Origin of the sequence: Flavobacterium sp. ALJ2, assembly GCF_015594725.1 — a bacterium.
Lineage (GTDB): Bacteria > Bacteroidota > Bacteroidia > Flavobacteriales > Flavobacteriaceae > Flavobacterium.
The window spans coordinates 1-23,463 of sequence record NZ_JADNRC010000010.1 but is presented as its reverse complement, the minus strand read 5'-3'; the positions used below and the strand labels follow the sequence as shown (position 1 = coordinate 23,463).

At 32.5% G+C, this 23,463-nt stretch carries 16 protein-coding genes; 10 read left to right on the top strand and 6 right to left on the bottom strand.

The window, feature by feature from the left end; all coding sequences use genetic code 11:
- Nucleotides 1–275: 275 nt before the first annotated feature.
- The 3 genes from IUY40_RS12590 (at nucleotide 276) to IUY40_RS12580 (ending at nucleotide 7,953) form a co-directional block, all read left to right on the top strand.
- Complete coding sequence (locus IUY40_RS12590; RefSeq protein ID WP_195737220.1) at nucleotides 276–5,090, top strand: glycosyl hydrolase family 18 protein; 4,815 nt, start codon at nucleotides 276–278, stop codon at nucleotides 5,088–5,090.
- Nucleotides 5,091–5,350: 260 nt separating this feature from the next.
- Complete coding sequence (locus IUY40_RS12585) at nucleotides 5,351–6,124, top strand: TlpA disulfide reductase family protein (protein ID WP_195737219.1); 774 nt, start codon at nucleotides 5,351–5,353, stop codon at nucleotides 6,122–6,124.
- A gap of 212 nt (nucleotides 6,125–6,336) precedes the next feature.
- Nucleotides 6,337–7,953 (top strand): ATP-binding cassette domain-containing protein, encoded by a 1,617-nt coding sequence (locus tag IUY40_RS12580; protein WP_195737218.1) that lies wholly within the window; start codon nucleotides 6,337–6,339, stop codon nucleotides 7,951–7,953.
- 65 nt (nucleotides 7,954–8,018) lie between these two features.
- On the opposite strand, the gene IUY40_RS12575 is transcribed toward IUY40_RS12580, so the two are convergent.
- Complete coding sequence (locus IUY40_RS12575; RefSeq protein ID WP_195737217.1) at nucleotides 8,019–8,192, bottom strand: hypothetical protein; 174 nt, start codon at nucleotides 8,190–8,192, stop codon at nucleotides 8,019–8,021.
- 673 nt (nucleotides 8,193–8,865) lie between these two features.
- Here IUY40_RS12575 and IUY40_RS12565 point away from each other — a divergent pair.
- Nucleotides 8,866–11,610 carry a fibronectin type III domain-containing protein gene (locus tag IUY40_RS12565; RefSeq protein WP_195737215.1) on the top strand — a complete coding sequence of 915 codons (2,745 nt, stop codon included), beginning with the start codon at nucleotides 8,866–8,868 and terminating at the stop codon, nucleotides 11,608–11,610.
- A gap of 489 nt (nucleotides 11,611–12,099) precedes the next feature.
- On the opposite strand, the gene IUY40_RS12560 is transcribed toward IUY40_RS12565, so the two are convergent.
- Together IUY40_RS12560 and IUY40_RS12555 are read right to left on the bottom strand one after the other, a co-directional pair.
- Nucleotides 12,100–12,276 (bottom strand): hypothetical protein, encoded by a 177-nt coding sequence (locus IUY40_RS12560; protein WP_195737214.1) that lies wholly within the window; start codon nucleotides 12,274–12,276, stop codon nucleotides 12,100–12,102.
- Nucleotides 12,277–12,457: 181 nt separating this feature from the next.
- Nucleotides 12,458–13,324 (bottom strand): hypothetical protein, encoded by an 867-nt coding sequence (locus IUY40_RS12555; protein WP_195737213.1) that lies wholly within the window; start codon nucleotides 13,322–13,324, stop codon nucleotides 12,458–12,460.
- Nucleotides 13,325–13,542: 218 nt separating this feature from the next.
- Between IUY40_RS12555 and pyrR the strand changes: the two genes are divergently transcribed.
- The 6 genes from pyrR (at nucleotide 13,543) to IUY40_RS12525 (ending at nucleotide 17,960) form a co-directional block, all read left to right on the top strand.
- Entirely contained in the window at nucleotides 13,543–14,082 is a 540-nt protein-coding gene (pyrR, locus tag IUY40_RS12550) for a bifunctional pyr operon transcriptional regulator/uracil phosphoribosyltransferase PyrR (protein WP_195737212.1), read from the top strand.
- A gap of 76 nt (nucleotides 14,083–14,158) precedes the next feature.
- Entirely contained in the window at nucleotides 14,159–15,085 is a 927-nt protein-coding gene (locus IUY40_RS12545) for an aspartate carbamoyltransferase catalytic subunit (protein ID WP_129539085.1), read from the top strand.
- Nucleotides 15,086–15,157: 72 nt separating this feature from the next.
- The gene (locus IUY40_RS12540) at nucleotides 15,158–15,490 is read left to right on the top strand and encodes a ribonuclease Z (RefSeq protein WP_195737211.1); all 333 of its coding nucleotides are present in this window, start codon (nucleotides 15,158–15,160) and stop codon (nucleotides 15,488–15,490) included.
- Between the two features lie 96 nt (nucleotides 15,491–15,586).
- Nucleotides 15,587–16,492, top strand: coding sequence for a ribonuclease Z (locus IUY40_RS12535; protein WP_195737210.1), 906 nt, complete (start codon nucleotides 15,587–15,589; stop codon nucleotides 16,490–16,492).
- A 141-nt stretch (nucleotides 16,493–16,633) separates the two neighbouring features.
- Nucleotides 16,634–17,278 (top strand): pyridoxamine 5'-phosphate oxidase, encoded by a 645-nt coding sequence (gene pdxH / locus IUY40_RS12530; RefSeq protein WP_195737209.1) that lies wholly within the window; start codon nucleotides 16,634–16,636, stop codon nucleotides 17,276–17,278.
- A gap of 172 nt (nucleotides 17,279–17,450) precedes the next feature.
- The gene (locus tag IUY40_RS12525; RefSeq protein ID WP_229335544.1) at nucleotides 17,451–17,960 is read left to right on the top strand and encodes a CAP domain-containing protein; all 510 of its coding nucleotides are present in this window, start codon (nucleotides 17,451–17,453) and stop codon (nucleotides 17,958–17,960) included.
- A gap of 354 nt (nucleotides 17,961–18,314) precedes the next feature.
- Here IUY40_RS12525 and IUY40_RS12520 read toward each other — a convergent pair whose 3' ends face one another.
- The 3 genes from IUY40_RS12520 to IUY40_RS12510 form a co-directional block, all read right to left on the bottom strand.
- A complete protein-coding gene (locus tag IUY40_RS12520; protein ID WP_195737208.1) occupies nucleotides 18,315–20,249 on the bottom strand; it encodes an OmpA family protein in 1,935 nt (644 codons plus the stop codon).
- Nucleotides 20,250–20,344: 95 nt separating this feature from the next.
- Nucleotides 20,345–21,262 (bottom strand): type IX secretion system membrane protein PorP/SprF, encoded by a 918-nt coding sequence (locus IUY40_RS12515; RefSeq protein WP_195737207.1) that lies wholly within the window; start codon nucleotides 21,260–21,262, stop codon nucleotides 20,345–20,347.
- A 155-nt stretch (nucleotides 21,263–21,417) separates the two neighbouring features.
- On the bottom strand, nucleotides 21,418–23,463 hold a 2,046-nt coding region (locus tag IUY40_RS12510; RefSeq protein WP_195737206.1), incomplete at its 5' end, for a gliding motility-associated C-terminal domain-containing protein.

Sequence of the window (23,463 nt, the reverse complement as noted above, 5' to 3'; positions counted from 1 at the left end):
TCTAGGAGAGATAGATTATGGTGAAGAGTTAGGATTTGATTTTCGAATCAGAATCTGTATTAAATAGATATTTAAGTTTTAAAAATATAATAAAACATTAAGATTACTAAGCCCCCAAGTCTATCTGTTTTAATTTAAAATAATTTAGTTGCATTTTATGTAATTGAATTTGTGATTGCCACTTGTCTAAAATGACTCATTGGTTTTTGTATTATCAATCATTTCATTTGATACAATTGGATGTTTATTTTTTATTAACCAACCTATTATTAATTATGAAACATTATTACAGATTACTGTTTTTATTTTTGTTTCCGATCGTATTATTTGCCCAACCAGCACATAATAAAAAAGTTGTCGGATACTATGCGCAATGGTCTATCTATGCAAGGGACTTTAATGTACCTAAGATTGACGGTATCAAACTGACCCATTTAAATTATTCTTTTTACGGAACTACTTTTGATCCGGCACGGCCAGAGAATACAAAGTTAAAAAGCTTAGATACCTATGCTGATTTTGAACACACTGAAGGCGGAATTCCATGGGATGCTCCTGTAAAAGGAAATTTTTATGATATGAAGAAGCTTAAAGAAAAGTACCCTCATTTAAAAATTTTAATTTCTGTCGGAGGTTGGACAAAAGGCCAAGACCTTTCTCCAATATCAGCAAGTCCAGTTGCCAGAGCAGCTTTGGCTGCAGATATGGCTAATTTTCTGGTTACTTATCCATTTATTGACGGATTTGATATTGACTGGGAATATCCTCTTTCTGGAGGAACAGATGGTACTGAGGTTGTAAATGGATCGCTAGTTCCTCCACAAAAATATAGTCCAGATGATAATAAGAATTTAGTGTACTTATTAAAAGCAATGCGCCAGGCAATGCCAAATAAATTAATCACTATTGCAGCAGGAAATAATGTTCGAAATGTATCGGCACAATATTTAGGTCCAAACAATAGAGCACAATATGGAATGACAGAAGACATTTCGACTTATTGTGATTATATCACTTATTTTGGATATGACTTTGGTGGAAACTGGTATGATAAAACGAGCTACAACGCTCCTTTATATCCAAGCGGAAATACTAATGATCCGTTATACAATGCAACTCAGTCTGAATCACTTGATGATTTAACAAATCAATATCTGAATGTTATTGGTTTTCCTGCTAATAAATTAGTGATGGGATTGCCCTTCTACGGAAAAAAATTTGATAATGTTGCCACCAATTCAACCAATGGATTATATGTTGCTGCTCCAAGGTATGTTGTTTCAGGATGTACAAATCCACAAAATCCAACTGGAACTTGGGATGGTCCTGCAGCTTGTGAAAAATCTGGAAGTATCGAAATTTGTGATTTAGTAGGTAATCCAGTAACAAATTCGCATCCTTATTTAGATCCAAATACTATGTTGGTAACACCAACAGCTACAGCAGCAGGATGGGTAAGGTATTGGGATAATACAACCAAAGTTCCTTATTTATATAATGCTGCTTTACGTCAGTTTATTAGTTATGAAGATAAACAATCAATTGATTTAAAAGCACAATATATTAAAACTAAAAATCTTGGAGGAGGAATGATTTGGGAGTTATCTCAAGATACAAGAGGTGCTATTCCAAATGCATTACTAACTCAGGTAGATGATACATTTCGTGCTGCGGTAATAGGAACATTAACAGTGAGCGGTTCTGTTAAAAATGGAGCAAATTTAATGCCAAGTGTAACTGTTCAGTTAAAAGATGCAACTAATGCTATTGTACAAACGGTAGCATCTCCAGACGGAAATTATACATTTAATAATGTTGTTTCAGGAGCAAATTATACGGTAACAGCTTTAAAAAGTGCGTATACTTTTACGCCAGTTATATTAACAAATATTACAGCTAACCAAGCTAATGTTGTTATAAACGGAACACAACCACTTTATACTATTAGCGGAACTATTCTTGATGGAACTACAGCGGTTGCAGGAGCAACGGTTACAGCAACAGCAGGAACTATAGTTTTTTCAGCAGTCTCTAATGCAAGTGGAGCATATAGTATTGGTAGTATAACAGCAGGACTTGATTATACTGTTACGGCCTCAAAAACGGGTAAGACATTTTTACCAGCAACTACAGTATATCCAGTTTTAAGTGATAATAAAGTTTTAAACTTCACTCAAACTGTATATTATACGATTAGCGGAAGCGTGATGAATGGAGCTACAGCAGTTTCTGGAGCTACAGTTACGGCAACTTCTGGAACAGCAACATTTACATCAGTATCTAGTGCTACAGGAGCGTATAGTGTTGCTAATTTACCTTCGGGAGCAAACTATACAGTAACAATTGCAAAAGCAGGAGTAACATTTTCACCAGCATCTACGGTTTACAACAATCTTACAGCAAGTAAAATTTTAAACTTTACACAAAATGCAGCTCCAGTTAGTAAAATTAGCGGAACAGTTAAGAATGGTGGAAATCCAGTAGTAGGTGCTAAAGTAGAGTTAATCTTTAATTGGACTGATAATGCCCATCCTTATGCTACTTTCTTAGCTACTACAGATGCACAAGGAAAATATAGTTTTGATAATGCAATATTCTCAGGATATACAATTATTGCTAGTTTGAAATTAAATAGTTGGCAGAATGGTGAAGTTACCTATTTGCCTTCTAATTTAACAAATCTTAATGTTCCAGCAACAGCTCAGGTATATAATTTTAATACAACAGCTGTTACACAAAAGAATGTGGTACTAAATGAAAAAGCACCAGTAGTTGTTACAGCTAAAAAGGAAGTACAAGCAAACACATCAGCTTCGATAGCAACAAATAGAGAATTAAGCTTAATGCAAAATGCTATTGCTGCAGATACCAAAATTAGCGGTACAGTTAAGAATGGTGCGATTCCAGTATCAGGAGCCAAAGTAGAATTAGTTGTGCCATGGACAGATAGTACACACAACTGGAAAAGTGTTATTGCTATAACAGATGCACAAGGAGTTTTCAGCTTCGACAATTCAGTTATCGCGGGGTATACTACCATTTTAAGCTTAAAATTAAACGCTTGGGAAAACAATAATATCACATACTATCCAACCAATTTGGCAAATTTTGCAGTACCAACAACACCGCAAGTTTATAATTTCAATACAAATACAGTTTCACCACCTCAGATTACCATTACAAGTCCATCATTGGCAACAATAGCGATTGCTCCTGGAACTGCTATTCAGCTGAAAGCAGCTGCAAGTGTAGATGCTAGCTTAGCTATTTCATCAGTTGTATTTAATATCAACGGACAAAATAGTACTGCAACACTTTCAGGAACAGAATACGTAGCAAATTGGGTACCAGTTGCAGCAGATTTTAATAAAAATTATACGTTGAAAGCTACTGTTACAGCTTCTAATGGTGTAACTGCCGAAAATACAAAAGCATTCTATTTACAATGTTCAGGTACAACTTGCCCTAATACATTGCCAGAAGTGGCTTGGGTTTCACCAGTATCAACAACAATTAATCAAGCTTCAGGATTTCAAGCCGTTCCAGTTAGTGTAAATGTTACAGATGCTGATGGTACAATTGCAAGTGTTTCTATTAGTATTGATGGTGCTTCTTACACAATGACTAAAGGTACAGGAAGTGCTTATAGTTATACTTTCACTCCAAATGCCTATAAAGCTTACACAATAATTATAAAAGCAACAGACAATTTGGGTGGCGAAACATTATTGAACCAAACGATTACGATTATTAATTCAGTATCGACATTTAATCCGTTGCCAGCCAAAGTTATTGTAGGTTACGCTCACGGATGGGATAATACTAGTGCACCATTCTTGTATTTTAACCAAATGGGAGATAAAAAATTCAACGTAGTGGTTTATTCTTTCATCGAGACACAAAACAGAGATGGATATACTCCAATCTTAGTTGTAAACGAACCAAGATACATGACAAATGGAGTTTTCAATCCACAGTTGTTAAAAAACGATATTAAATTTTTAAGAGATAAAGGAATTCCAGTAATAGTTTCTATCGGAGGACAAAACGGTCACGTAGAATTACAGACTGTTGCTCAAAAAAATATATTCGTAAACGGATTAAAAGCAATAGTTGATCAGTATAATTTTGACGGAATTGATATTGATTTTGAAGGTGGTTCTATGAATTTTGGAGCAGGTGCATTAAAAGATTTTTCTTATGCGGCGATTACTCCATATCCAAAATTGAAGAATATTGTAGATGCTTTCAAAGAGTTAAAAGCACATTACGGAACAGGATTTATCCTGACATCTGCACCAGAAACATTCTATGTACAAGTAGGATACTCAGTTTATTCAGATGGAGCAGGTTCATTCTTGCCAGTAATTCATAATTTGCGTAATGAGCTAGATCTTTTAATGGTGCAATTGTACAATACAGGATCGATTTTAGCTCTTGATAATGCCGCTTATTCACAAGCAACTCCTGATTTCTTAGTATCTATGTCAGATATGTTAATGAAAGGATTTAATGTGGCTTCTACAGGATTTTATTTCCCACCATTACCAGCTTCTAAAATTGTTATTGCAATTCCAGCTTGTGCTCCGGCAGCTCCGGCAGGAGGGTATTTAACACCAGAAAAAGGTATTCAGGCATTTAATTACCTGAGATATGGGACTACATATCCAGGAAGAGCCTATACGATGAAATCTGGTGCACAACCAGGAATGAGGGGAGTTATGACTTGGTCAATTAACTGGGATGCAGCTTGTGGATCAGGATATCAATTTTCTAATGCCTATGCTACTTATTTTGCTACGCAAAGTGCCAAAATAAAAGCAGAAGATAAGATAGAAGTAGGTAATACAACTATGATGGCTTACTTTAAAGATAATGCTTTGGCGATTTCTAATGAAGAAAGTAGTATTGATCAAGTTGAGGTGTACAATATGCTTGGACAGTCGATATTGAATTACAAGAATATTCAAGACAGTAATAGTTTGTTGCTTGAGAATAGAAGTTTCACAACAAAGCAATTGTTTATAGTAGTTGTGACTGATAAGCAAGGAAGAAAAAAAACATTTAAGGTAATGAACTTTTTAAATTAATGGAATAGATTAAGATTTTAAGATTTCAAAAAAATGAAAAATTGAGGCAATTAAAATTGAGTTTGGTTATTTATTTTTTAATTATATTTTTCATGTTTTGAATAAATGCATTGAATTTAGGTAATTTGTTATTTGGTTTTTACCTAGAGGAAATCATTATGAGCCTGGCACTAAGTGCCAGGTTTTTTTGCTTTATAGTGATTGAGTAAATTCATCTATTTTTTAACTATTTTTGAATCTCAATTAGTTCATTAAATTTCATGAAGAAGTCCTTTTTATTTATCATAATTTCTCTGATTTTCACTTCAGGTTTTGGACAACCCAAGTACGGTAATCCAGAAGTTGATTTTGTCAAAATTCAAAATAGTTACAGTAATTGGTGGACATATCAGAGTAAAAACATAATGCTTTCTCGAGATTTTGTTGCGTTAGACACGCTTTCGAGTGAAATACCAAAAGAGACTTTTTTAGATCAATTAGCAAATGAAAGTTATATCCCAATTCGATTACAATCAGATGATACCATTTATTACTATAAATTATTTAAAATCAATCCTAATTCCGATACAAGTATAAAAGCAACAATTAACCAAGAAGCTTTTGATGCGTATAAGAATTTTAAAATGGAAAATACCCCTTTTCCTAAATTCTCTTTTAAGGATTTAAATGGAAATCTGGTTTCTAACGAAATGATGAAAGGTAAAATTGTAGTTGTAAAATGTTGGTATATTCATTGCGCTGCTTGTATCAAAGAATTTCGAGATGTAAATAAATTAGTAGAAAAATATAAAGAACGGAAAGACATTCTTTTTGTGAGTTTGGCAGAAGATACCCCAAAACAGTTAAAAGTATTCTTGGCTAGAAAGCCATTTTCATATTCGGTTATTCCAAATATGAAAATCTATATGAATGAAACGTTGCAGTTAAATGCTTTTCCCACGCATTTCATTATCAACAAAGAAGGTTTTATTGCTAAAGTTTTAAATAATTATAAAAGCCTAGAAGTAGCTTTGGAAAAAGAAAGTAAATTGTAAATAATAATTGCAAGGTTTATAAAGTTTTTGAATCTGTTTTACCTGTGTCTTTACTTTTGTAAATAGGGCATCATCTGCGTTTCTTTATAGATAATCTATAGCAAGAACTATTTTTAGCTATTTTCATATTAAAAAAACTTAGGGACCTAGTTTCTTTGCACCTCTGAACCTTTTTCACTACTTTTGCACAAAATTAATTAAATAGGACATTCATGTTAACAGTCAATAATTTATCGGTACAATTTGGCAAACGAATTTTGTTTGACGAAGTAAATACAACTTTCACTCACGGAAACATTTACGGAGTTATCGGAGCCAATGGTGCTGGAAAATCAACTTTTCTTAAAATAATTTCAGGTGAAATGGATCCTACTTCAGGACATATCCATTTAGAGCCAGGAAAACGTATGTCGGTTTTAAACCAAAACCACAATATGTTTGATGAGCATACAGTTCTTGAAACCGTAATTATGGGTAACAAGGTATTGTACGCTGTTAAGAAAGAAATGGATGAACTTTATTTAGACTATAACGATAAAAATGCTGATAGAATAGGAGAGTTGCAAGTTCAGTTTGAAGAAATGAACGGATGGAACGCTGATTCTGATGCTGCTTCGATGTTGTCTAACTTAGGTATTGCCGAAGAGCACCATTATACATTAATGGGAGATCTTGAGGGTAAAATTAAAGTTCGTGTCCTTTTGGCACAAGCCTTATTTGGTAATCCAGATTTACTAATCATGGATGAGCCTACCAACGATTTGGATTTTGAAACAATCGCTTGGTTAGAAACTTTCCTTGCAAATTATGAAAATACAGTAATTGTAGTATCGCATGACCGTCACTTTTTAGATTCGGTTTGTACACATATTTCAGATATCGATTTTAGTAAAATCAACCATTATTCAGGTAACTATACGTTTTGGTATGAATCTAGTCAATTAGCGGCTAAACAACGTGCACAACAAAACAAGAAAGCCGAAGAGAAAAAACAAGAATTAGAAGAATTTATTCGTCGTTTTAGTGCTAACGTTGCCAAGTCTAAACAAGCAACTTCTCGTAAAAAAATGATTAGTAAGCTTAATATTTCAGAAATAAAACCATCAAGCCGTCGTTATCCAGCAATTATTTTTGATCAGGATCGTGAAGCAGGAGATCAAATTCTGAATGTTGAAAATTTAAGTGCTTCAATTGATGGAGATATTTTATTTAAAGGTGTTGATTTGAATATGGCAAAAGGAGACAAAATTGTTTTGTTCTCTAAAGATTCTCGTGCAACAACAGCTTTTTACGAAATATTAAACAACAATCAAAAAGCCGATGAAGGTACTTTTGATTGGGGAATTACAACAAATCAAGCCTATTTACCAGCAGAGAACCATTCTTTCTTCGAAAATGATTTGAGTTTAGTAGATTGGTTGCGTCAATATGCAAAAACGGAAGAAGAACGTGATGAGGTTTTTATTAGAGGTTTTTTAGGGAAAATGATTTTCTCAGGAGAAGAAGCTTTAAAAACAAGTAGAGTTTTATCAGGAGGAGAAAAAGTACGTTGTATGTTATCTCGAATGATGATGGAAAGAGCTAACGTGTTAATGTTAGATGAGCCAACAAATCACTTAGACTTGGAGTCGATTACAGCATTTAATAACTCGTTAAAAAACTACAAAGGCTCAGTGATATTTACGACACATGATCATGAGTTTGCTCAAACTGTAGGTAATAGAGTAGTAGAGCTTACGCCAAATGGAGTTATCGATCGTTACATGACATTTGATGAATACCTAGATGATGAAAAAGTACAAGAATTAAGAGTGAAAATGTATTCTTAATATCTAAATAATATATTTTTTTAAGAATCCCATCTGCACCAGCAGATGGGATTTTTTATATTCTATTATTTCTTACCAAACATTTTAATAATCAGATAAATTATTAAAACAATTACAATAATTACAGCAAAAGCACCAACTCCCATTCCTGCCTTAAAAATGCCTTCTACAACCTCACAGCTGGTAAGAGATAATGATGTAATTAAAGCGACTAGTATTATAGATAGTTTGCTTTTCATGATTTTTAGTTTTTAAATGAATTAAAAATGACAATCATTATTGTCTCCTTGTGAAATTAATAAATACTAGAAAAAGAGTGTTATATAATTTCTGTAAAATGTTTTATTATTTTGTTTTTTATTCAATATGATAATCAGCATAAAAAAGGAAATGATTTTAAGTGGAGGTAAGTTTGGTGACTTACTATATTGTTTGTTTTCGGATTAGCAAAGACAATCTTTTTTTTTAGGTGATATATTGATGTATGTTATTTTAGGATCATTTATTTACTATCGTTATGGCTTTACAAATATGCAGGGGCACTGTTTGGTTTGATAATTAGGTATAGTTTTGTTTTTACATCAACTTGGGTTCTGTACAAGGTGGTTAAAAATACACAGACAAGTACCATTAGAAGCGCTGTGGTATAAGCTTACTTGGATTTCTTTTAGGAAAGAGAAAAAGGCAGTTGTAGCTTAGTATTCTGTAACAGAAAACAGAACGTGGATAAAAACAAATTTTTAAAATCATCACAAAAAAACCGTTTTTATCTGTGTTTCCTTTTTTTAGCATTCTGTGTGTTATTAACTTTACAATATGGAGAAGTAAAAATAAAAGAAGGGTAATGTTGTCTTAAAAGTATTTGCATTTTGGTAGAATACTTTTGTTTCGTCTAACAACGAAAAGCAACTTATGAAAAAAATCTACTTTTTACTCTTACTATTAGGAATAGGCTTTACCGCAGAAGCACAAAAACTATTTCCTTATTTGCAAAACGCAACTCCCACATCTATTTATGTTAACTGGAAGACAGAAAGTAATCCTGAAACTATTGTAGAATACGGAACAACTGCGACAAACCTTAATGTTACAGTTACAGGAAATACCAATGTCTTTACAGATTCGGGTTATCCAGGGAATTATTTTTACCACAGTGCGAAACTGATGAATCTTTCACCAAACACTAAATATTATTACAGAATAAAAACCGGTGCAGATGTATCTACCGTTTATTCGTTTAAAACATTGCCTAACCCTGGGCAAGCAGCTACTGCTGATGGGCATATTCGTTTTTTGATTATGGGAGATAATCAGTTAAAAGCAGTACCTCGTTATGATTCATTAGTATCGGCAGCAAAAAGAAAAATAAAACAAAAATGGGGATCTACATTATCTCCAGAAGATAATATTTCGATGACTTTTATGGTAGGCGATCAAGTCGATGTAGGAACTTTAGATCATTACGAAAACGTACACTTTAAAAAGAACAGGGGATTATCTGGTAATATTCCGATTCAGACTACAGTAGGAAACCATGAAACGTATGGAACACTTGGTATGAATTCGTATTACGATCATTTTTATATCAGTGAGCTTTCCTATAAAGGGATTTCATCAGGCACAGAAAACTATTATGCACAACAAGCGGGTAATGTTTTATTTATCAGTTTAAGTTCAGAGCATACAGGAGCTGCACAGCTAACTTGGTTACAACAGGTTCTCGCTGCTGCAAATGCAGATAGTACTGTAGAGTGGATTTTTTCTCTTAGCCACAGGCCTTATCAAGCAGAGCAATATGTTGGAGATATCTCTACATGGGTTCGTAATACAGCCGTTCCTTTATTGGTCACTTCTCCAAAATATTCTATGCATATTGGCGCGCACCATCATTTGTACCATAGAGGACAATTAAAAAACACACCAACATATAATATCATTTCGGGCGGAACAGCTTGGGATCAATATTGGGGATCATCTACAGAACAAGATTTTGAAGATGTGCAGAAAACAATATGCAATTGGATTTACCAAATTGTAGATATTGATGTTACCAACGGAAAAATGGATATCGAAAGCTATTCTATCGGAAGCGTTGATAAATGGAAAAACAACCAGTTAATGGATGAGTTTCATAGATATAAAAACAAAGTAGCACCAGTAAAACCAGCCATTACAAATACTTTTGCGGCAAATGTTACCTTACCTTTAACAGTGACTGGTTCTGCATATAGTACAACAACGAATGAGTTGTTAAATACAAGTCAGTTTTTAATTTCGCAAACGCCAACATTTGATATAATTAAAAAAGAAGTATATCGCGATTTCGAAAATTTATACGGAAAATATAAGACTCAAAAAGATTCAACTGTTGATATAAATCTAGGTGTAGACATTACAAAGATGGATTTGGCTTCGAACTCACTTCCTAATGGGAAATATTATTTGAAATTAAGATACAGAGATCGCAATCTTGAATGGTCTCCTTGGAGCGATACTCAAGCATTTACTGTAACAGGAAGTAATAATGTGAATACTGAGATTGTTACCGATGCCTTAACTTATTCGCAAAGCGCACCTATTAAAGTTGATTTTACCGATGCACCAGCGAGTACAAAAACTTGGATAGGATTGTATAAAGATGGGCAAACACCGGGATCAACAACACCATCGCTAACTTGGCAATATACCAATGGCAGTCCAAGCGGATTTATTAATTTCCCTAACGGATTGGCTAATAAAGGACGTTATTATGCCGTAATATTCTCTAATGGAGGTTATACAGAAATTGCTCCTCGAAAATATTTTTATGTTGGGCCGGTTCCTGTATTAACTACAGATAATACCGAATATTCTGTAGGAACACCAATAATTGTTAATTATACTAATGGACCACAATTAGCAAAAGATTGGATTGGTATATATAGAATGGGAGTAAACCCAGGATCAGGAGTTACGTCAACTAGTTGGCAATATGTAACAACTGTAGCAGATGCTAAGTCATTTAGTACTTTGCCAAAAGGATATTATTATGCCGAATACTATTTGCAGGATAGTTTTAATGCTATCGGAAATAAAGTATTCTTTAAAGTTGGAGCTGTGGTTACCGAATTATGGATTAATAAACCCGTATATGATCTTGGCGAACAAATTACAGCTTCATGGACAGATGCTCCAGGAATTGTAAAAGATTGGTTGGGTATTTACCATGAAGGCGATAATCCTAACGAAAAACCATTGGTGAGCTACACTTATTTTGAAGGTCTTTCGGAAGGAACTAAAGCCATTGCTACCACAGAGTTGCCTAGTGAAAAAGGAAAATACTTTTTGGTAATGTTTACCAATGATTCTTATAACGAAGTATCAAACAGGGTTTCTTTTGAAGTAATAGATAGTTCTCTAGGTAACGACGAGTTTAAAATCGATAATGGATTAAAAGTATATCCAAATCCTACTAATAGTAGTGCAGAAACTTTTATTCAGTCGGAATATCCTATTGATGAAATAGAAATTTATAATATGGAAGGGAAACTATTGTACGCTACAAAAAATGTAAACAACAATAAATTCTCTCTTATAAACCAAGATTTACCAAAAGGTGTTTATATCTTAAAAATACATTCTCGTAAATTGTTTACTGCTAAGCTAATTGTGAAATAGTTAGGTAGTAAATAAGAATATTTAAATAGCAAAGAGGCTGTCCGAAAAGTAATTTTTGGATAGCTTCTTTTTTATTTTTATTAGTTTTAGAAAACATGATGGGGATTTGCTCCAGCTGAGCATCATATTTATAGCAAATATGCAGATTCTAGAGATAAAGCTACAGCGTAGCGATATTTTGGTTTTTCTTCTGATTGCGATATATCACCTCGATGGGGGGATTTGATAAAAGTTCTAGAGTAAAATATTATTAGTATTCTTTTCTCTCAAATAATAATCTTCTGTTTAGATCCTTTTCAATTGATTCCAAATAATCATTTTCGGTAAAATATCTGTCATAATATTGTTTCCAGGGAGAAGTCTTATCTGCATTATAATTTAAATAGTTGTTGATATTATTTAAGAGAAGTTCTCGATTAAAAATTATTATATTAAAATTTTCTATACGATCATTCTCTTCATTTTTAAGTAGGATATTATACAGTTTCTCTAAATTAATTTTGAAGTTATTTTGCCCAGTACTTCAATTGTATATTCAATATCTGATAATTCAGGATTAATAGATAAATTAAAAATTGGTGTTATGTCATTATATGGTTCTCCCCAGTCAAATTTATTCTCTTCAATGTAACAATGTGGAAATGTATTTTTATCGATGTAAATCATTTTTTTTATTGATCGAATCTAGATTTAATTTATGTTGAGTTATTCACTTTGTGGGCACGGAAAGAATTTCCGCGCTATCGTTGAGCATATTTAAGCAATCAGGTTATTCGGAATTATAACGTTTCTAAGGAGATATAGTATTGAAATTATATATCAGGTTTTTGAGAATTGTTATTATAACTTAATAGTTCTTGTACTTCTTTAACCATAAAGATGCTTTATTTGTATTTTCCCAAATATTTTTAGCAAATTCTGCATAATAGTCAGCCTCGTCTTCGCTACCCCAACTATAATAGTCACTAGAGTTGATAATTGGTTTTTTAGACAGAAGTTTAGCCACTACAAATTTATTTTGCTTAATTGCCTTTTGGAGTTGCTTATTAGTATTATCTGTTTCTCCTTCTGTTTTGAAAGTGAACAAAGCTCTATTGAAAAGAGAAAATGTAGTGTCATCGTCTTTAAACATCTTGGTATATTTTTCGAATTTTTCGTTCTCTTCAAGCAGGATAAGATAAAGTAAAAGTTGGTCTCTAACTCCTTGGTTGTCATTTTCATTAAGACCAATTATTTCTTCTAAAACAGCGGCGGCATCTTTTGCTTGTCCCATTAAATATAGGCAATCGGAATAGTGTTTTAAGCAGCGCATGAAAGGTCGGGTTTCATGAATGTACCAAAATTTCCCTTTGTTTTTTTCTAAAAACTTTCCTTTAAAATTTTCTCTGCCTATTCTAATTCCTTTTTCATAAAAAAGAATTGCAATTTCTTCAACATCTTCTATTGAACCGAGGAATTCATATGCTTCAATGCAGTTGCTGTCAAGTTTTAGAGCTTTTTTTATATTTTGTTTGGCTTTAGCAGTTGGAAGATCGTACGCTTCATAAACTAAGTTTTGTGCTTGTTCTTGAGAAGTTAATATTTCTTCTGGAAGTGATGGGATCTGTTGCTCCATACTTTCCATAAACTTTCTTAGATCGTTTTCTGATTTAAAATCTTGTGAGTTTAAAAAACGATGTAAGTCTGTGATTAATTTGTCATGATCTTTATTCATACGTCAAAAGAAAAAAAAGTATTGTTATGGTAAAATAGTTCATTTAATTAAAAACTAAATGTAAAAATATTATTTTTTATCAAGTTAAAGTATGTAGTTTGAAATTTATTTAAGCTCTAAACACTTATCCAAACCAAAAAAAAATATTTCCCGCCTGAACACCCCAACAAATAAAATCTGATTTTGTATATTTGCACAACCAAACACTACACTTTACTATGAGTCAAAAAGTATTACTTAATTCAAAAGAAGTTACTATCATATTACATCGTTTGGCCTGTCAATTGATAGAAAAGCATCTTGATTTTTCAGATACGATTTTGGTAGGAATTCAACCCAGAGGTGTTTACTTGGCAGAGCGACTGAAAGAATTATTAGAAAAAGAATATAAAACGCCTGAGATTGCTTTAGGCTATTTGGATATTACTTTTTTTAGAGATGATTTCAGAAGAACAGATAAGCCTCTAGAAGCTAATAAAACCCAAATCAACTTTATTGTAGAGGATAAAAAAGTCATTTTTATAGATGATGTTTTATTCACAGGACGAAGCATTCGATCAGCATTAACTGCTATTCAATCTTTTGGGCGACCTGCAGAAATTGAATTATTGGTGTTAATCGACAGGCGTTTTAGCCGACATTTACCAATACAACCCGATTATCGTGGCAGACAGGTAGATGCTATCAATAATGAGAAAGTGATTGTGAGTTGGAAAGAGAATGATGGCGAAGATGTCGTTTACTTGGTTACTAATTAAAAAGTTGAATCGTTAAATTGTTTAATCGCAAAACGAAACGATTGGCAATTTTAACAAATAACAAATAAACAAAACAATGAAAGAATTAAGCGTAAATCATTTGTTAGGAATAAAATATATCAATGAGAATGATATTAACCTAATTTTTGAAACAGCCGACCATTTTAAAGAAGTCATTAACCGACCAATTAAAAAAGTTCCTTCGTTGCGAGATATTACTATTGCCAATATATTTTTTGAAAATAGTACCAGAACAAAACTTTCGTTCGAATTAGCACAAAAACGATTATCAGCCGATGTTATTAGTTTTTCGGCAGCACAATCATCAGTTAAAAAAGGAGAAACACTTATCGATACGGTAAATAATATTCTTTCGATGAAAGTGGATATGGTCGTAATGCGTCATGCCAATCCCGGAGCTGCTTACTTTTTATCCAAGAATGTAAAGGCTAGTATTGTAAATGCTGGAGATGGAGCACACGAACACCCAACACAAGCCTTACTAGATAGCTACTCAATAAGAGAAAGATTAGGAGATGTTGCAGGAAAGAAAGTAGTAATTGTGGGAGATATTCTTCACTCAAGAGTGGCATTATCTAATATATATGCTTTGCAAATGCAAGGTGCTGAGGTGAAAGTTTGTGGTCCAAAAACATTAATTCCGAGATATATTGAATCATTAGGAGTTACTGTAGAACCGAATTTGCGTAAAGCACTAGAATGGTGTGATGTTGCCAATATGCTTCGTGTTCAGAACGAAAGGATGGATGTTAACTTTTTTCCTTCTACAAGAGAATATTCGCAACAATATGGTGTAGATAAAGCATTATTAGATTCTTTGAATAAAGAAATTGTAATCATGCATCCCGGACCAATAAATAGGGGAGTAGAGATAACATCAGAAGTAGCCGATTCAGAACATTCGGTTATTTTAAATCAAGTCGAAAATGGAGTAGCTGTTCGTATGGCAGTTATTTATCTTTTGGCTTCAAAACTTCAATAATTTCGAAAAAGAAACTACCTTCGTTATTCCAAAGATTTATTTGGAATAAAAGAATGTATAATAATTGAAAAAATGAAAGTAGATCAAAAAGGACATACTACAATAATTAAAGATACTCAGGGAGATTTTACTTTTTTTCTGGAAAAAATAACGCAGCAATTTAAGACTTTCGAAAATCATAATATTATTATCGACTTGTTGGCTCATAAAGATTTAACTATAAACGATATCAAATTATTATTACCTCTATCTAAGCAACATAAAAAAGCTAAAAAATCTTTTGTTATTGTCGTTTCAGATATTGATTATAATGCAGTTCCAAATGCATTGATTGTTGTTCCTTCGATTTTAGAGGCACATGATATTATTGAGATGGACGAAATAGAAAGAGATTTAGGATTTTAAAACAGGGGTTAATTGTTTATTTGTTTAACTGTTTAGTCGATTTATTTTGATGTTTTATTCATAAACGATTTACCCAATAAACAAATAAAGATAAAATTGAAACTAACAATATTAGGCTGTTATGCCGCAACTCCAAGAACTTTTACCAACCCAACTTCGCAGGTATTAGAAATTAAAAACAGATTGTTTCTTATTGATTGTGGAGAAGGAACTCAGGTACAATTGCGTAAAAATAAGATTAAGTTTTCTAAGATAAATCATGTTTTTATTTCGCATTTACATGGAGATCATTTTTTTGGGCTCATCGGGTTAATATCTACATTTAGCCTTTTAGGACGTACTACAGATTTGCATATTCATGGTCCAAAAGGAATTAAAGAAATCATATTACTACAATTAAAGTTATCAAGTTCGTGGACAAACTATGGTTTGTACTTTCATGAATTAGAGTCAGATCAAAGTGAAGTTGTTTTTGAAGATCAAAAAGTTATTGTAACTACAATACCTCTAAAACATCGAGTATATACGAATGGGTTTTTATTTCAGGAAAAATTATCTGAAAGAAAACTCGATGTAAATGCAGTTCAGCATTATAATATAGAGACTTGTTATTATCAGAAAATTAAAAACGGAGGAGATATAAAGTTGGATGATGGAACAATTATCACCAACGATAAATTATCATTTGATCCTTTGCCTCCTATGAGTTATGCATTTTGCTCAGATACTGTATATCATGAAGCTGTAATTCCAATTATAAATAATGTAGATGTATTGTATCACGAAAGCACTTTTTTGCAATCGGAAGAAGCTTTGGCTCTAAAAACATTGCATTCTACAGCTAAAGAAGCGGCTACTATTGCTTTAAAAGCCAACGCTAAAAATTTGGTTCTGGGACATTATTCAACCAGATATGAAAGCATCGAATTGTTTAAAGAAGAAGCCGAAACGATTTTCCCAAATGTATTATTAGGTGATGATGGAAGAAGTTTTGAATTTTAGCATTGTTTAATGTGAGAAGTTAGATGTGAGAATTAGGAAATGAGAGAATATGATAATGAAAGTGTTGTAATTAATATAGTATATTATTTGCCTCTATGGAGTCTAATAATCTAAGATGTCTAAAAATAAATAGTCAAAAATATGAATGATCTAAGTAATTATAGAAAATCCTACGAGAAAAGTGAATTACTGGAAACTACTATTCCAGAAGATCCAATTAATCTTTTTAATAGATGGTTTCATGAAGTAGAAGACTTTGGAGGTGTTGATGAGGTAAATGCAATGACAGTTTCTACAATAGGATTGGATGGTTTTCCTAAATCGAGAGTGGTCCTGTTAAAGAAATTCTCTGAGGAAGGTTTTATTTTCTACACTAATTACAATTCTGAAAAAGGAAAAGCAATACAAAATAATCCACATGTTTGTTTGTCTTTTTTTTGGCCAAATTCAGAGCGTCAGGTAATTATAAAAGGGATTGCTACAAAAACATCTGAGTCGGTTTCTGATAGTTATTTTGAATCTAGACCTGATGGCAGTAAGCTTGGTGCTATTGTTTCTAATCAGAGTGCAGTCATTCCATCGCGTACATTTCTTGAAGAAAACCTAAAAGAGTTGGAGAAAGAATTTGAAGGAAAGGCAATTCTAAGACCTAAACATTGGGGAGGCTTTCTTGTTGCTCCAGTTGAGGTAGAGTTTTGGCAAGGAAGACCTAATCGTTTGCATGATAGAATTAGGTATACTGCTCAAGATGATTATTCATGGAATATTGAGCGACTTTCGTCTTAAGTGTAAGAAAATTATATTTTAAAAAAGTTTTATGATGTAGTTCATCGGTTTTTTTTGGTGGTTTAACGATAAAATATGTAGATTTAACTAATAATAAGAAACAAATTTTATAAAAACACCATTTTAAAGAGTTTGCCCCACAATCTACTTTAAACTTAAACTTACTGATATTATGAAACTAAAAAGTCATATTCTATCGCTGATGGTAATAGTGTTTACCATGTATTCTTGCTCATCTGATTCGGTTGATTCAGTTTCTGATCAAGAATTAAGTGTTTCTTTAGGAGTTGTTAATAACTACACCTATAATCAATCTGAACTGGAAACAATGAAATTGATTAATGATTATAGAGCTAGTGTAGGATTAAGTGCTTTAAAAGCAATAAATCATATCTCTTTTAAATCAGAAGAACATGATATGTATATGATTGCTAATAATGTAGTTAATCATGATGATTTTGTAGCTCGTTCTGAAAACATTATTAAAGTTTTAGGTGCGATAAAAGTTGGTGAAAATGTAGCTTATAATTATAATACACCAGATGGTGTATTAAAAGCTTGGTTGGCAAGTACTGGGCATAAACACAATATCGAAGGCGATTATACGCATTTTGGTTTAGCAATAAAAATAAATCCTGAAAACGGAAGAAAATATTATACTAATATTTTTGCAAAAATATAATTAGAATCTATTTTTTTAAATAGAAAATAGATATAAAAGAACCCTTTTTATGTTACTGGTTTATTTAAGTTGAGGTTGATAGCCGTTATTTTACTAATAACGGCTATTTAATTTGTAGTGGTAAAAAGCTGTCTTTATAGACAGCTTTTTTTATATTCCATCGTTTTTAAGTTGGTATTTAGTTTTTTATAGATCAGATACAAAAGTTAGTATTAAGAAAAATAACAAAGCTATTTCGCTAAATTTCTTAAAATAAAAAAATAAAGGTTCACAAAGCTTAAGAATTAAGCTTTGTGAACCTTTGCATATCTCGAAATTTCGGGATTGGGGTCTTTGTTAAATTATACGGTTTTGTTATAGAGCTGTAATAATAAATTCGCTTCGTCTGTTCATTTGATGTTCAGCTTCGGTACATGGTACACCATCTGAACAACCGTTTACAAGTTGGGTTTCGCCATAACCTTTACCAGTCAATCTGTTTGGAGAAACACCGTTTTGGATCAGCCATTTTATAGTTGATTTGGCTCTTCTGCCAGATAATGCTTCATTGTATTTATGAGTTTGACGACTATCTGTATGTGAACGAATATCTAGTTTCATTGTTGGATTCTCTTTTAAAACATCTAAAATTTTCTCTAAATCTAAAGCTGCTTCTCTACGGATATTAGATTTATCCAAATCGAAATAAATCATTTTAATACCAAAGCATTTACCTAAGTCATCACCAATTGTTACAACACATTCTGATTTTTCTAGTGCTATTGATAGATTTGTTCTTCCGTTTTCTTTAAGGATAGTGACACTTTGTTCCTTTGTTGTATATTTTTCTTTTTCTGCTCTTACATTATATACCAATCCACATTCTACTGGGAAAGTATAATTTCCGTTTTGATCAGAATAGCTAGTATTTACTATTTTAAAGTTATTGTCATACAATGTCAATTTTGTGTTTGGTAAGACTGCTCCATTAGCCAAATCGGTGATCGTGCCATATAATTCTTGAACACAAGCCAATTTTCTTGTTTCTATAAATTTATAGATATCATCAGATCCTTGTCCACCATCTTTATTGGATGTAAAGAATCCTCTTCGCGATTTAGTATCGATTACGTAAGCAAAATCATCTTTGGGAGAATTAATATCAGCACCTAGGTTCTGGATATTACTTACTCCTTTTTCATTTAATTTCCCGACAAATATATCTAATCCTCCAAGTCCAGGATGTCCATCCGAAGCGAAATAAATTTCGTTTTCGTCAGTTACAAAAGGGAATGTTTCTTTTCCCTCAGTGTTTATCCCTGGTCCTAAATTCTCTGGTGAACCAAATCCTCCATTGTTATTTATAGCTATTTTGTAGATGTCTGATTGTCCGAATGTTCCGGGCATATCTGATGCAAAATACAATGTTTTTTCATCAGGACTTAATGCTGGATGTGCTGTACTGTAATTATCACTATTAAAGGGCACTTCTATTATATTTGTCCATTTATCATTTTCTAGCGTTGCTTTGTATATTTTTATTAAAGTAATTTTGTTTTCATCTTTTCCTTTTTTACCATCAATGTAATTGTTTCTTGTAAAATAAACTGTTTTTCCATCTTTTGTAAAAACAGGAGTAGATTCATGAAATTTAGAGTTTATTTTTGATTTGAATTTTCTCGGAGTATTTGGATTATAATCCTGATCGACATCTGACTGGTACAAATTGGTAAAATATTCTCCAGTCCATTTGTGTTTACGCTGTCCTAAGCTACCTGTATCTCTTGCTGAAGCAAATACGATTTTGTTTTGATAAAAAGCAGTTCCATAATCAGAGTATTTACTATTTATTCCTGCATCTTCAATTTTATAACGCCCAGAATTTGCTTTAATCTGATCGAAATAGTTCCTGTCATTTTCATAAAGTTTTCCTCGAGTGTCTTTTTTTGATTTTTGATTAAATAAATCAAGCATTTGATTGGCTTTGGTAAGATCTCCTTTAGATTTTAATGACTGTGCATATCTATAATAATATTCAGGTTCTACTTCGGTAGTCATGGCAAATAATTCATCATACCATTTTGCGGCCTTATCAAATTCAGAATTGAAGTAATAGGAGTTGCCTAGTTTCTTGAACATATCTTCTGATTTATATCCTTTTTCTGCTACACGCTCATAGGTTTTAATAGCATCTATATAGGCATAGTTATTATAGTTCTTGTCTCCAGTAGCGATTTTGCTCTGTTGTGAATAACTGTTTAATGAAAAAACACTTATTATTGTTATGTAGATGATTGTGAAGTTTTTCATGTTTATCTATTTTTGTTTTTTTTGAGGAACATAGTATCGATTTTCTTATTTAATATTGTTTCTTTGGAATCTTACCGATTTCATAATAAATATTTTTAGAAGAATCGTGGGGTTATCATTTTACTATTGTTTTTGATAAATTCATAACGCAGGAATATTTCATGCGATCCTGAATTATAATTGTTTAAGTTGGTAGTTTCACGGTCATAGCCATATCCTATATATAATCCATCGCTAACTTGAAAACCAACCATAGCACTTAATGCAGCGCTCCATCTATAAGCTACTCCAACTACAAATTTGTTAATAAACATAAAATTGGCTGATACATCAACTTGTAATGGTGCACCTTCTACCATTTTGGTCAATAAAGCAGGTTTAAACTTAATATCTTGATAATAATCCAAATCAAATACATATCCTGCCATTAAATAATAATTTATTTTATCCTTGTAAATTGCGATGTCATTATCATTATAACGATTGGTTTCGATAAAGTTTGGTACAGACAGACCGATGTATGCTTTATCTGAATGTAAATAAATCCCAGCTCCTATATTTGGTTTGAAGACGTTATTTAAATTCTGAAATTGTGGATCACCTTGATCAGCTGGATTTAATTTGTTGATATCTAAATTGAATAAATTACCAGTGGCTTTAATACCAAAAGAAAGTTTAAAGTTTGGTGAAGTAGGTATAGTATAGGAGAGATCCACAGAAAAATTATTTTCGTTAGTTGGACCAATTTTGTCATTAACCAATGATGCCCCTAATCCTAAATTACTATTATTTATTGGTGTGTTTACTGAAAAAGTACTTGTCTTAGGAGCACCATCAAGCCCAACCCATTGAGTACGGTATAAGCCAAAAATACTTAGAGCTCCTCGTGACCCTGCATAAGCTGGGTTGATATTTATGGTGTTGTACATGTATTGCGTAAATTGGGCATCTTGTTGAGCGTAACTTACTATAGCTGTAAACATCAAAACGAAAGAAAATAATTTAGTTCTCATAGTAGATATTTATTATTTTATTATTGCAATTGTTTTCTTGTTTATGATAAAAATGGGTCAATACATTTGTATATCAAAATTACAGTTTTTTTTCTCTAAAAACAGCTTACTGATAATATAGTTAGTGTATTATCAGTAAGTTATGTTTTGTTTGTTTATTTAGTTAGATATAAAAAACCATCTTTTTTATTGGTTTGAATAGCACCGTTTCCATCAACAGAAGTATAATTTAGAATATAAAAGTAAGTTCCTGTTGGAAGACCATCTGATTGTTTTATAGTTGTTCTTCCTCTTGAATAACCATCGAAAGAATTTGTTGTGTTGTTATAGTTTTTAGTTTCAAATACTAGTACTCCCCAACGGTTATATATTTCGACAGTGTTATCTGGATAACAAGTTGTATCTTCTATATTATCGATAACAAATTTATCATTTATGCTATCACCATTTGGAGAGAATGCATTATGAACTAATATAGTTCCACATGCTAATACTTTACAATCATCATTGACAGAAAGGTTTACAAATAGACTTCTTGGGCAAGCTTCATCTTGTATTTGATATTCAAATGAATAATTACCGACTGGAAGTCCAAAAGAAGTAACAACATTACCGTTTATAGCATTAGAATTATTAGTATCAACCCAAGTACCTGCTGTTGTTGTGCTTCTTGGTAGGAAACCGAATAAGTTAACTGTTGATTCATCAGCATTACAAGCTTGTGTAGAAATTACTGTTACTGGTGCTATAGCATCGCGTTTTATTGTTATTGTTTGTACCAGTACGGTTTTATTACCTGCGCAATCAGTTAAAGTGTATGTTCTTGTTAGAATATACGGAACGCCGCCACAACCAGTACCTCCATTATTGGTGTCACTTACAGTTACATTTACAGATTGGCTACAGTTATCTGCAGCATCAGTTATCGCATTAGGATTTGCTACAGGAATATCTAGTATGCTATTTAAGTTAGTGATATCTGCTGGCGCTGTTCCAGTAGGAGGAGTAGTGTCTTTAACTTTAATTACTTGAGTAAATGAAGCTGTATTACCAGAACAATCACTAGTTGTCCACTTACGAGTTAATATATAGTTTGTACTACATTCGTTTTCGATATTGCTTTTTGTTTCTGTATAAATTACAGGTACATCAACATTACAATTATCAGATGCAGTTATATTTGCAGCTTCAGGAACCTTATCACATGATACACTAATGTCAGTAGGAAGCTCTCCATTGAATGTTGGTTTTGTAGTATCTTCGATAGTAATCACTTGCGTGAAAGTATCCGAAGTATTTCCACATTCGTCTTTAACAGTCCAAGTATTAGTATATGTTCCAGCATTGGCACATGAAGCAGAAGCTACAAATTGTCCACTTACTTTTACAATGTTTGTTACATTACTATCACAATTATCAGTAGCCGTTGGAGCAGTTGCTTGCGCAGTAGTTAATCCAGTAGCATCACTACATTGAATAGTTATATCCAAACTTCCAGCCTGAGTAGTCCAAGTTGGTTTTGTAGTATCTTCGATAGTAATCACTTGTGTGAAAGTGTCCGAAGTATTACCACATTCGTCTTTAACAGTCCAAGTATTAGTATATGTTCCAGAATTTCCACATGAAGCAGAAGCTACAAATTGTCCGCTAGTTTTAACGATATTAGTTACGTCGCTATCACAATTATCAGTAGCCGTTGGAGCATTTGCTTGAGCAGTAGTTAATCCAGCAGCATCACTACATTGAATAGTTATATCCAAACTTCCAGCCTGAGTAGTCCAAGTTGGTTTTGTAGTATCTTCGATAGTAATCACTTGTGTGAAAGCATTAGTGATATTTCCGCAATCATCTTGGGCAATCCAAGTATTAGTATATGTTCCAGCATTGGCACATGAAGTAGAAGCTACAAACAGGCCGCTAGTTTTGGTATAAGTTACTATTGAACAATTTGCAGTAGCAGCTGGTGCTTGATTTTGTGCAGTTGTCAATCCTGATGTATCACTACATTGTAATGTGATATCTAATGTTCCTGCTTGTGTAATCCAATTTGGAATAGCACTATCTTGAACAGTAATTACTTGAGTAAAGATTGATGAAGTATTGTTACAATCATCATTTGCTATCCAAGTATTAGTATAGGTTCCTGTGCTTCCGCAAGCTCCTCTTTGAAAAACACCACTAGTTTTAGTATAAGTAACCGT